We start from the raw sequence: 11653 nt of genomic DNA, 5'->3' as shown, positions 1-11653 counted from the left end.
GATACCGCTCGTCATCTTTTTATGGTAGGATTATAGCTGAGAATTCAAAGGTCAGGGGAAAACCACCGTTGGCCGACCTATATGTAAGGACTTATTTAAGGGGGAGCTACCTTTATGTCAGCAGCCAATGTACAGAAAACATGTGAGTCAACTAGGGAAAAGTTAAAACCGGCTATCGATCGGATTGAAAAATTTTTGAATGAAAATGCCTTGCCTGAACTGGATCAGAATCAGACGGAAGAATCAACAGCCTTCTACAAAGGATTTCTTTCAGATCTCCGTCATTTGCTCGTTTTTTCTGAAGTTTCTTACGAAAAACTTGGCGTTGTGCTGCGTCGTGCCAACTTTGATGTCGATTTTGCCGAAAAGGCTCTTTATAATACGTATCACCAATGCGTAAACAGCTTTTTCTATCCCAAAAATGAATGTTATTCCGAAGATGGAAGATACGCTTACACAGGACAAGATGCCATTCGTTTCCGTGACAAGCCAATCCGTGCAGTACGGGATGTCATTCTTGAGGTTTCCAAAACGTACGAAGAATTGCGCGATGATCTGGCATATTATGAAAGTGACTACTTGACTCAGCGCCGTATGCAAAATCAACGTAATCACGCTTAATGAACGTTTAAACCTTAATATGAAATTGGACGAAACCGCCCTTGTGGCGGTTTTTTTGTGTCTTCAGGTGAGAATCAGACAAGGCGTGATCATGTCATCATCTGGCATTTGTGCGGGGAATATCGGGTTTGTGGCGGGGAGACAATAGTGTCGAGGTGATAAAAAATGAGCCAAGACAAACCAATAGTCAAATGCAGCGTCTCCAACTGCAACTTCTGGGGAGAAAACAACTTCTGCCAAGCTGATGCCATCATGATTGACATTGACCAACATGCCACCCGTCGTCTGCATGAGGAATTTGCCGGTGAGACATTTGACTCCGATCACCATGATCATGCACGCACATCCTCTGCAACATGTTGTCACACGTTCAAACCCAAGTGAGCAGTCATCCCTATTTATAACGGAGGTGCTTCCAAATGAAAAATGAGGATAATAAGTTTAATTTTCAAGATCGTCCTAAAATCAATGTTGACGGTGAAAAACAGCGTATGCGTGTCGATTATCCCAGAAAAGCACATCGGGAAGAATACGGGGCAGAGGTCGCTCCTCCGACTGTTGTAAGAACTGGAGGTACCGAACGGGCAGAGCCTGTACCTGAGAAGCATGAGGCTGACCGGGTCATGGAATCAACAGGTAAGGTGGCGGGTTATATGGGACTTGCCTTCGGTATCGCGTCCTTGTTCATGTGGTCAATTGTACTTGGACCGGCCGCAGCCGTACTGGGTTACTATGCTTATGTGAATGGTCGTAAGACAGCGGGAGCTTGGTCCATTGGACTGGGTATTGTAGCTACGCTGAGTTATTTTTTCATGATTCCATTCGCTCGCTAAATTGTAAAATGATTTATTCAAAAGCCTTCTGTTCTCACCCAAATGCGGTGAATAACAGAAGGTTTCTTTCGTATATGCGCAGGTTAAGTGGGAAGATTCATATATTTTTTTGAAAACAATGGAACCTTGCTGTAAAAGGATGTAGAATAAGGTCATAATACGCTTAATTATACGGGAGTGGGTATAACTCATGCAGATTGATCCAAGCGGATCGCGGCAGTTGTTGGAACTGCAATTGTCCAATGTGAATAACCAAACCAGTGCATCACAATCGGATGCTGGTTCAACAGTGGATTTCGCCAATGTGATGGACGGGCTGTTAGGTACGGGTGCCAATTCGACGAGCAATACAGATTCCACCGCTACGGTCTCCAAAAGATCCAGTGATGGCCTGTTGTGGCTGCAACTCGGAAGCACGTACAATCCGGATATAAATACGGCAGGATCCTCCTCTGTCTCCAATAACATCGTTGAGTCTTTATTATCTTCATCCAATACAGGAATTGTGGATTCTGGTGCATCTGTACCTACGGATTATGAATCTTTGATTGCAAAGGCAAGTGCCAAGTATGGTGTCCCTGAATCATTGATCAAGGCCGTTATTGACACAGAATCCAACTTCAACCCGAATATAGTGTCCTCCGCAGGTGCCAAGGGGCTTATGCAATTAATGGATGGCACGGCTGCAGGGCTGGGTGTGAGTAATTCATTTGACCCTGCCCAGAACATTGATGCGGGTACGAAGTATCTTTCCCTTCAGCTCCAGCGTTTCGGTGGAGAAGTGAAGATGGCACTTGCTGCATATAATGCAGGACCGGGTCGTGTCTCACGTCTGGGCGTGTCTAGTGATAGTGAACTGATGAGTGCACTTAATCGTCTGCCTTCAGAAACTCAGAATTATATCTCCAAAGTAGAGAAGGCACAGTTGAAATATGTGATCTAGATTTACAGAAAGACATTTGCGTTAACACATCATTGCAGGATGAGATCAAATGTGGGAGCAGTAGCGCTTGAAACGCCTGTTCCCGGTTGGTCTTTTTGTGTTGTATGGGTATCGTGTTACAATGCTCACTGTAGGTTTATGAACGAAGAGATAAGGGAGGTCTAACCTCATTGAAATATTTTGATTATGCTGCAACGACACCTCCCCATCCTGATGTAATTCGTACGATGGCCGAAATTATGGAAACACAATTCGGAAATCCGTCTTCCATTCACGGGTATGGAGAGCGTGCCGATCAATTGTTGCGTCGTGCTCGATCCGGATGTGCTACGGCATTAGGTGTTAAGCCTGAAGAGATTGTATTTACTTCCGGTGCGACCGAGAGTAATAATCTCGCAATAAAAGGTGCGGCATTACGTTATCAGTCACGAGGCAGACACATCATAACAACGGCTACCGAGCATGCTTCGGTGTATGAAAGTTTTATGCAATTGCAGCAGTGGGGATGGGACGTGACGCTAATTCCTGTCAATTCTGATGGTGTGGTAGACGCTCGGCAGGTTGTAGACGCGATCAGACCGGATACGGTGCTTGTGAGTCTGATGCATGTTAACAATGAAACAGGTGCCATCCATCCGATTGCAGAGATCGGCAAACAGCTCAAAAAGAAAGCACCACGCGTGCTTTTCCATGTGGATGGTGTTCAGGGCTTTGGGAAAATGAAGGCTACACCTGCCGCTTGGGGTGCAGATCTGTACAGTCTGTCTGCTCACAAGATCCGTGGACCGAAGGGAGCAGGCCTCCTGTATGTGCGAAGTGGAGTGGAGCTTACGCCACTATTGTCAGGGGGGGCACAGGAGCAGGGCCTAAGAGCAGGCACAGAGAACGTGGCTTTGCTGGTAGGCATGGCAAAGGCCATGCGAATGGCCGCAGAGGATCAGGTTGACTTTGCTCGACGTACAACGGTGCTTCGTGATCGATTGATGGAAACGGTACATTCCATTCCTGAATTTGAATTGAACAGTTCCTTAGAGGGGGCGCCTCATATTGTGCACTTCTCCTATCCTGGGATGAAGGCAGAAGTGGCGCTGCATACCTTGGAGCAACTTGGCGTAACCATATCGACCCAATCTGCCTGTTCTTCACGTTCGGCTGAACCGAGTCGGGCTCTACTTGCGATGGGCAGAGATGCAGCTTGTGCTGGTGGGGGATTGCGTATTAGTCTTGGAGATGAACATACAGAAAAAGATGTAGCCTTGCTTGAACAGGCTCTACATCAGATGGTGGCGCAGTTGCGGCCCCTCGAAAGGCGGATGTAATGGATATGAAATATGATATGCTGCTTCTCCGTTTCGGAGAGTTTATGTTAAAAGGCAAGAATCGTGCCCGATTTGAAAAAACGATCATTACACAGGTGAAGGCTTTGCTTAAACCTTATCCAGGAGCGAGCCTTCGCAAAGAATATGGCCGTGTCTATGTGGATCTTGGCGGTGAATCACATACTGAACTGATTAAGGTGCTGAAGCGGGTCTTCGGTGTAATGTCGATTAGTCCGGTTAAAGTTACTCCATCCGAGCTAGATGAGATTGTGAAAACAGCAGTTGCGTTTATGGACGAAAGGCAAGACGAATTCAAAGAAGGCACCACATTTAAGGTAAATGTAAGGCGGGTATGGAAAGAGTACCCGAACTCTTCCCATGAAATGAATCATCTGGTTGGTTCCCCAATCCTACGGAAGTTTCAGCAATTAAGTGTTGATGTTCGTCAACCTGATATTGAACTGCGAGTGGAAATTCGGGATCAGGGCACCTATATTTTCAACGAAACCATTCCGGCAGTAGGTGGATTTCCGCTGGGTACGAATGGAAAAGCGATGGTACTGCTGTCAGGTGGAATAGATAGTCCCGTTGCAGCCTGGTCTTCCATGCGCCGTGGACTTGAAGTGGAATGTGTGCATTTCTACAGTTACCCGTTCACAAGCGAGCGTGCTAAAGAGAAAGTCATTGATTTGGCGCGTGCCCTTGCTGATCATGCAGGAACAATCAAGTTGCATCTGGTTCCATTTACAGAGATTCAAACGGCATTTACTCAACTGGGTCAGGATAACCTGATTATTACCTTGATGAGACGTTCAATGCTGCGAATTGCCTCCAAACTTGCCGAGCGTGAACGTGCACTGGCACTGATTACTGGAGATAGCCTGGGTCAAGTAGCGAGTCAGACGCTTCCGAGTATGAATGTCATTGGTCGTGCGACGGATCTGCCGCTGCTACGGCCACTGGTTATGATGGACAAACAGGAGATCATCACTCTGTCCAAACAGATTGGAACGTATGACATATCTATTTTGCCATATGAGGATTGCTGCACTCTCTTCGTGCCAAAGTCGCCTTCAACCAATCCAAATCTTCGGATTGTGGATAAAATTGAATCGACAATGAGCCTGTTGCCGGAATGGCTGGATCAGGCGGTAGAGCAGACAGAAACGATCACACTGCATGCCGGTGAAACTTCCATTTTATCGAATCAGGCAGGAGATAATGGGTTGAAGGATGATTGGTTCTAACTTAATAAAAATTAGCATGAATGACATAATAAGGGCTATGTAAACTGCAAAAAAAGGACTGTACGATGAAATATCGTTCAGTCCTTTGCTGTATTCAGAAGACATTTTAAGATTAGATTCCTATGAGTAAGAGCGCTGCTGCTCCCCGCCAGATCCCTTGTTGCTGGAGCTACTGGAGCGTTTGCGATAACCAGCAAAGACTACGCCTGCAATAACGACAACGATGAAGAGAATGCGCAATGCCGGATGTTCAGTAAAGTAAGGCAAAAGTCGCTGCTCCTCAGTGATCATATTGGAAGCTGTATACCCGAGAACGATGGCTCCGACATAGATGATCCAAGGGAAATGATTGATCAGCTTGATAAACAAGGTGCTGCCCCACACGATAATCGGTACGCTGATCAGGAGTCCGAGAATGACAAGCACAAGATGCTGCTGCGCAGCTCCGGCGACTGCAATCACGTTATCGAGTCCCATGGCTGCATCCGCGATTACAATGGTTCGAATAGCGGTCCACAGGGAAGTACCTGCCTGGATATCATTGTGTTCATCTCCCTGATCCGCCAATAATTTATAGGCAATCCAGATCAGAAGTATGCCCCCAACAAGCAAGAGCCAAGGCACCTTAAGCAGCCATAAAACAACAACCGTTGCCAAAATTCGAATCAGTAATGCGCCGCCCGTTCCGTATAGAATCGCCTTTTTCTGCACGGAAGGGTGCAAATTTCGAGCTGCAAGGCCAATGACGATGGCATTGTCTCCAGCCAGAATGAGATCAATAAAGACAACGTTCAGCAAAGCCAGCCAGAAAGTGGGACTAAATAGCTCCATGTGATATGTCACTCCTTATATACGGTTCAATCATTAAGAATAGCATGGACAACTCTGACATACAAGTTAATGTGGGGGGATGAGGACATGGATACACTATGGCTGTTAACTGAAATTTTAATGATCAATCTGGTATTGAGTGGAGATAATGCGGTTGTTATTGCGCTTGCCAGCAAGGATCTGCCACCGATACAACGGAAAAAGGCGGTATGGTGGGGGGCTTTTGGTGCGGTTGTGTTACGCTGCGTACTAACCTTCGTAGCAGTATTATTGTTGGGAATTCCGTTTATCCAGGCCGCAGGTGGGTTACTGTTACTATGGATTGCAGTGAAGCTGCTGCTTCAAAATGAGGATGAAGTACATATTCGAGAAGCATCCACGACCTGGAAAGCCATTCAAACCATTCTGATTGCCGATTTTGTAATGAGTCTGGACAATGTCTTGGCCATAGCGGCATTGGCGGATGGAGACCTGGCTCTGATCGTCATCGGAATTGCAATCAGTATCCCTATTGTCGTATGGGGGAGTGGTTTAATTGTTGGTTTGTTGAAGCGATTTCCGATTCTGGTATTCGTCGGCTCAGGCATTCTGGCCTTCACAGCAGGTGAGATGGTGATGAAAGATCCCAAGTTAGGAGAATGGCTGGGAGGAATGGCATCAGAGGTGCATACGCTGCTACCCGCAGCAATGGCTTGTCTTGTGATCGCAGTTGGAGGCGCACACAAATTTGTGCGGAAGAACGCATAGTTTAGTTTCAAGTAAAAGCTTGGACATATGGCCGTCTGAACCGTCTGGTTTAGGCGGTTTTGTGTGGAGAGAAATCTTCTTGTCAATGCAACTCCCATGGGGGTTGTCATAAGTTGCGCATTTTAGGGTAATACAGGTAAAGGACACATGCAAAGTGCGACATAAAGTATAGTTTTTTGCAGAAACATCGGATACACTAGAAGCAGGATTACAGGTTTGGAAATCAACAGTCAGCATGGAATGCATATCGTTTATTAAGAAATAAAGTACATAGCCATGGTATAAGAGGTGATTGCAGATGAGGATGAGAAATGAAAAAGCGATTGGACTATTTATTGTAGCTGCGGGAATTATTATTCTGCTTGGAAAGTTTGGTGTGTTTGGCTTCATTGGTCGTAATTTCTGGCCTTTGCTGCTCTTGCTGCCAGGCATCGCCCTTCATGCGTTATATTATGCGCGTATTTCACCATCCTGGTCACTCGTTCCTGCAGGCATACTAACGGTGTATGGTGTTTTATTCAGTATAACGAACACATGGGGTGCAGGACTTATGAGCAGGTTGTGGCCAGCATTCTTGCTGGGGATCGCCATAGGGTTACTCGAATATGGAATGGCTGAGCGTCGAAGACCGGAATATGTGTTACCTGCAGCTTTGATACTTGGTGCGGTATCGATCATATTATTCGGATTTACCTTGCTGCAAACGGGAATAATCTATGTACTTGCTGTCCTTTTGATCTTGGGCGGAGTCTGGTTATTGCTTGGACGAGGACGTCAAGGGAGAGGCTGGTAACATTCCCAGTGGTCTTTTCGTGCGAAATATCTTGATTTTTGCCTATAATAAACTATAATATAAGGGATATAGACATGCGTCGGGATATCACCGACGCTTATTTTGTGAGTAACCTGCGAAATTGCGGGAAGTTTAGTAGATAAGAATTGAAATTGGAAAGGATATGGATACAAACCATGCATTCAAGAGAACACATTCGCAATATTGCGATTATTGCCCACGTCGACCACGGGAAAACTACGCTCGTCGACAAGTTGCTCCAGCAATCCGGTACTTTCCGTGATCACGAAACGGTACAGGAGCGCGCAATGGACTCCAACGATTTGGAGCGTGAACGCGGTATTACGATTTTGGCCAAAAACACGGCTATAACTTATAAAGATTACCTGATCAACATTGTGGATACACCAGGACACGCCGACTTTGGTGGTGAAGTGGAACGTATCATGAAAATGGTTGACGGCGTATTGCTCGTTGTTGATGCATATGAAGGCTGTATGCCACAAACGAAGTTTGTACTTCGTAAAGCTCTGGAGCACAACCTGACACCAATCGTTGTTGTAAACAAAATTGACCGTCCAGCGGCTCGTCCGACTGAGGTTATTGATGAAGTACTGGACCTGTTCATTGAACTGGGTGCCAACGATGAACAACTTGAATTCCCTGTTGTATATGCTTCCGCACTGAACGGAACATCCAGCATGGATAATGATCCTGCAAAACAGGACGACAACATGATGGCGATCTACGATACGATCGTTAGTCATATCCCTCACCCAACAGAGAATGTTGAAGAGCCACTTCAATTCCTCGTTACTTTGATGGACTACAATGAATACCTTGGCCGTATTGCCATTGGTCGTGTTAACCGCGGTGTGATCCGTCAAGGACAATCGGTAACGGTTATTATGCGTGATGGTAAGAGCAAAACTGCACGTATCGAAAAACTGTTTGGTTTCCAAGGTCTCAAGCGTGTTGAGACAGAAGAAGCAGGAGCAGGCGACATCGTTGCGATTGCAGGAATCAAGGACATCAACATTGGTGAAACCATCGCTGATCCGAACAATCCAGAAGCGCTTCCAGTATTGAAAATTGATGAGCCTACACTGCAAATGACGTTCCTCGTGAACAACAGTCCTTTCGCAGGTCGTGAAGGTAAATGGGTAACTTCCCGTAAACTTCGTGAGCGTTTGTTGAAAGAATTGGAAACAGACGTTTCCCTTCGTGTTGATGAAACGGAAAGCCCTGATGCATTTATCGTTTCCGGTCGTGGTGAGCTTCACTTGGGTATCCTGATTGAAAATATGCGTCGTGAAGGATATGAGCTTCAAGTATCCAAGCCAGAAGTTATCATTAAAGAAGTTGACGGTAAGAAAATGGAACCTGTTGAACGCTTGTTGATTGATATCCCTGAAGAGAGCATGGGTTCCGTAATGGAGAGCCTGGGTGCACGTAAAGCAGAGATGGTTAACATGGTTAACACAGGTAGTGGTCAAGTTCGTCTGGAATTCCTGATTCCAGCACGTGGTTTGATCGGTTATAGCACAAACTTCCTGACATTGACTCGTGGTTACGGTGTAATGAACCATGCATTTGACAGCTACGCTCCAGTAGTATCCGGTCAAGTGGGTGGACGTCACCAAGGTGTACTGATCTCTACTGAAACGGGTACATCTACGTTCTATGGCATGATGGGCGTTGAGGATCGCGGTACGCTCTTCTTGGAGCCGGGTACTGAGATCTACGAAGGTATGATTGTTGGTGAACATACACGTGACAATGATATCGTTGTTAACATCTGCAAAGAAAAACAACTGACTAACGTTCGTTCTTCTGGTAAAGATGATACGGTTAAAATTAAAACTCCGATTATCTTCTCGTTGGAACAGGCGCTTGAATATCTGAATGAAGATGAATATTGTGAGATTACACCAAAATCTATTCGTCTTCGTAAGAAGATTCTGAACAAATCCGAGCGTGAACGTGCAGAAAAACAACGCAAAATGGCTTCTAAAGCCTAATAACAACAAAATAATTTATATAAGTTAGCATTTGATGGAACACAGAAGATGACGATGTTATGCACAGTGGAAGTAGTGAAGGGATCGGAATCGATTCTGTAGAAGCGAAGCGTTCGCCTTTATCCCCTGATTTTACCATTGAAAAATGGATCAAAAAAATCTGGGGATAACAGCGATCAAAAGAACGATCCGATACCGGAACGGTCACCTCCAATGTGTGTTTACTCAGAGTTATCGAAAGGGTTTCACAATAGTTAACTTATACTCTAGCATGATAACGAAAGGAGCTGACTGTGCATGCAAGCATGGTTCGCATCACACCCGATCGTAGCCTACATCGTCATCTTTGTATTGATTACTTACGTATATAACAAGGTGTTTCGGGTACGTCAGAAATTACCGCTTGGTAAGGAAATCGTTCTCTATATTTTGATGGCGATGGGTACATTCATGCTTCTTATTTTTCAAATCGACAAGCTTCCCATCATTCAATGTTTGTTGGTAGCGGTTGGTTTGATGTTATTAGTGAGAGTGCGTTATTTTATTGAAGGTCGTCAAAAGAAAAAAGCGGAAGCTGCCGCTCGAAACTCATAAATCCTGTCTTGTACAGACCATCCGTTTTCCTTAGGGAAAGCGGTTGTCTTTTATTTAGACAAAAACAGATGTGATAAAGGTGTTGAAGATATGAACTCGAATTCGAACGGACTGCCTCCACGGAGACAGGCACCGACGCAATCCGGCGCTTCTGGATCGAAGAATGGCAAGGGCAAGAAGCCTAAGAAGAAAAAGAGAATGAATGCTTTTGGCAGAATCTTTTTAAGTCTATTGGTTATTGCTATTGTGGTAGGCGGCGGATATGCATATTGGGTATACAATCAAGTCGTGGATACAGGCATCGACAAACCGGTACCTCCGGGGATGTCAGCCACAACGAAACCGATCACGATGCTGTTGCTTGGAACAGATAACCGCCCGGAAACCGGCACATATCTCTCGGATGTCGTTATGGTAGCTTCGTTGAATCCGGAGACCAAGACGGCAACCATTGTATCATTGCCCCGAGACACGCGTATTCAATTGGATGGCTACAAATCCAACAAGCTAAACTCCTATTATCCAAGGTTCAAAGCACAGGAAAAGACCTCTGGCAAAAATGCAGAGGATCAGATGAAAGAAATGATGGGCAAGTATTTGGATGTAGATATTAATTATACAACCGTCCTGAATTTCCAAGCATTCCGTGATGCTGTCAATGCCGTAGGTGGCGTGGATGTGACTGTGGATAAAAATATGTGTTACAGAGATACAGCCGACGGTACGGATATCAATCTGGTCGCTGGCCCACAACATCTCGATGGTAAAGCGGCACTGGATTTTGTTCGTTACCGCAAATCCAATTGTAATCCAAAGACTGCTGAATCCAACGACTTTGATCGTAATAAACGCCAAAACCAAGTGTTGAACTCCATGCTGGATCAGATGAAATCTCTTGGGGGCATTACGAAGATTAGCAAAGTGATTGGTGCAGTTGACGATAACATGACGACAGATGTGGAATCGGAACAAATGAAAAACTTTATCTCGACGTATTGGAACATTTCTACTTCGGATGTACATTATACTCCGGTTACCGGAGAGTGGAGAAGTCCATATGTGTATATTAATGAGACGGAACTCGCCAATGCGAAGCAGGCTTTGCAAGATACACTTTCAGGTAAAATAACGACTTCACCTTCAGCCGAATAACCTCCATTCTTTTGGGATTGGAAGCACGTTAATTGGTATGCTATAATAACATAAACCAAGTTTAAGAATTGCATAAAGAAGGTTAGGGGGCTGGTTGAATGTCCGAAGCCGTCACACAATTAACTGAATCTCTTTTACAGCAATTCAAGAATGAGACCTTTGTGCTTCTGAGCACAGTGGATGTAGAATCTGGAGGTCCGACTTCAACAGCCATCTCCTGGATTTATGCGGAGAATGCTTCTACTTTTCGTGTAGCGATCGATCATCGTTCACGCTTAGTAAACAACATGATTACGAATCCGCTCATTACGATTACTGTTTTTGGAGAAGAGACGGTGTACGCAGTGAATGGACGTGCCGCGGTACGACAAGATCCGCTGCAGGATGTTCCATTTAATATGTGCTGTTTCGACATTACAATTGAAGCGGTGAGGAATGCTCTGTTTTACGGCGCTCAACTGTCTTCTGTGCCTCAATATGTCAAAATATATGATCAGCGTGCTGCTGAGAAATTAGATGAGCAGGTTTTTGCTGCCATGAAAAAAGCCTAGT

13 protein-coding genes are annotated in these 11653 nt (G+C 45.2%); 12 read left to right on the top strand and 1 reads right to left on the bottom strand.

Annotation, left to right across the window (positions count from 1 at the left end; translation table 11 throughout):
* Positions 1-114 precede the first annotated feature (114 nt).
* From MKX75_RS20440 to thiI, 6 genes are all read left to right on the top strand, one after another.
* Entirely contained in the window at positions 115-621 is a 507-nt protein-coding gene (locus MKX75_RS20440; RefSeq protein ID WP_062835484.1) for a YpuI family protein, read from the top strand.
* A gap of 165 nt (positions 622-786) precedes the next feature.
* The gene (locus MKX75_RS20435) at positions 787-1005 is read left to right on the top strand and encodes a DUF1540 domain-containing protein (protein WP_076211597.1); all 219 of its coding nucleotides are present in this window, start codon (positions 787-789) and stop codon (positions 1003-1005) included.
* 107 nt (positions 1006-1112) lie between these two features.
* Positions 1113-1454: a hypothetical protein gene (locus MKX75_RS20430; protein ID WP_240768140.1), complete on the top strand. Its 342-nt coding sequence runs from the start codon at positions 1113-1115 to the stop codon at positions 1452-1454.
* 190 nt (positions 1455-1644) lie between these two features.
* Complete coding sequence (locus tag MKX75_RS20425; protein ID WP_339166572.1) at positions 1645-2397, top strand: lytic transglycosylase domain-containing protein; 753 nt, start codon at positions 1645-1647, stop codon at positions 2395-2397.
* A gap of 170 nt (positions 2398-2567) precedes the next feature.
* Complete coding sequence (locus MKX75_RS20420; protein WP_076332322.1) at positions 2568-3716, top strand: cysteine desulfurase family protein; 1149 nt, start codon at positions 2568-2570, stop codon at positions 3714-3716.
* A gap of 5 nt (positions 3717-3721) precedes the next feature.
* Positions 3722-4963, top strand: a complete 1242-nt coding sequence (thiI, locus tag MKX75_RS20415) for a tRNA uracil 4-sulfurtransferase ThiI (protein WP_076332404.1) — start codon at positions 3722-3724, stop codon at positions 4961-4963.
* Between the two features lie 120 nt (positions 4964-5083).
* On the opposite strand, the gene MKX75_RS20410 is transcribed toward thiI, so the two are convergent.
* Entirely contained in the window at positions 5084-5794 is a 711-nt protein-coding gene (locus tag MKX75_RS20410; protein WP_062835479.1) for a TerC family protein, read from the bottom strand.
* A gap of 87 nt (positions 5795-5881) precedes the next feature.
* Here MKX75_RS20410 and MKX75_RS20405 point away from each other — a divergent pair, with 87 nt between their 5' ends.
* The 6 genes from MKX75_RS20405 to MKX75_RS20380 all read left to right on the top strand — a co-directional run bounded on the left by MKX75_RS20405 (position 5882) and on the right by MKX75_RS20380 (position 11652).
* Positions 5882-6541: a TerC family protein gene (locus MKX75_RS20405; protein ID WP_076332323.1), complete on the top strand. Its 660-nt coding sequence runs from the start codon at positions 5882-5884 to the stop codon at positions 6539-6541.
* A gap of 298 nt (positions 6542-6839) precedes the next feature.
* Positions 6840-7334: a hypothetical protein gene (locus MKX75_RS20400; protein ID WP_076332324.1), complete on the top strand. Its 495-nt coding sequence runs from the start codon at positions 6840-6842 to the stop codon at positions 7332-7334.
* Between the two features lie 176 nt (positions 7335-7510).
* Positions 7511-9355 carry a translational GTPase TypA gene (gene typA / locus MKX75_RS20395; protein WP_062835476.1) on the top strand — a complete coding sequence of 615 codons (1845 nt, stop codon included), beginning with the start codon at positions 7511-7513 and terminating at the stop codon, positions 9353-9355.
* Positions 9356-9652: 297 nt separating this feature from the next.
* Positions 9653-9949, top strand: coding sequence for a YlaH-like family protein (locus MKX75_RS20390; protein ID WP_036614990.1), 297 nt, complete (start codon positions 9653-9655; stop codon positions 9947-9949).
* Between the two features lie 90 nt (positions 9950-10039).
* Positions 10040-11101 (top strand): LCP family protein, encoded by a 1062-nt coding sequence (locus MKX75_RS20385; protein ID WP_076332325.1) that lies wholly within the window; start codon positions 10040-10042, stop codon positions 11099-11101.
* 98 nt (positions 11102-11199) lie between these two features.
* A complete protein-coding gene (locus MKX75_RS20380; protein ID WP_076332326.1) occupies positions 11200-11652 on the top strand; it encodes a pyridoxamine 5'-phosphate oxidase family protein in 453 nt (150 codons plus the stop codon).
* Position 11653: the final 1 nt, after the last annotated feature.

It is taken from the genome of Paenibacillus sp. FSL R5-0341, assembly GCF_037975235.1.
GTDB classification, from domain to species: domain Bacteria; phylum Bacillota; class Bacilli; order Paenibacillales; family Paenibacillaceae; genus Paenibacillus; species Paenibacillus amylolyticus_A.
The sequence above is the reverse complement of the archived record's forward strand: the minus strand, read 5'-3'. Positions and strand labels throughout refer to the sequence as shown.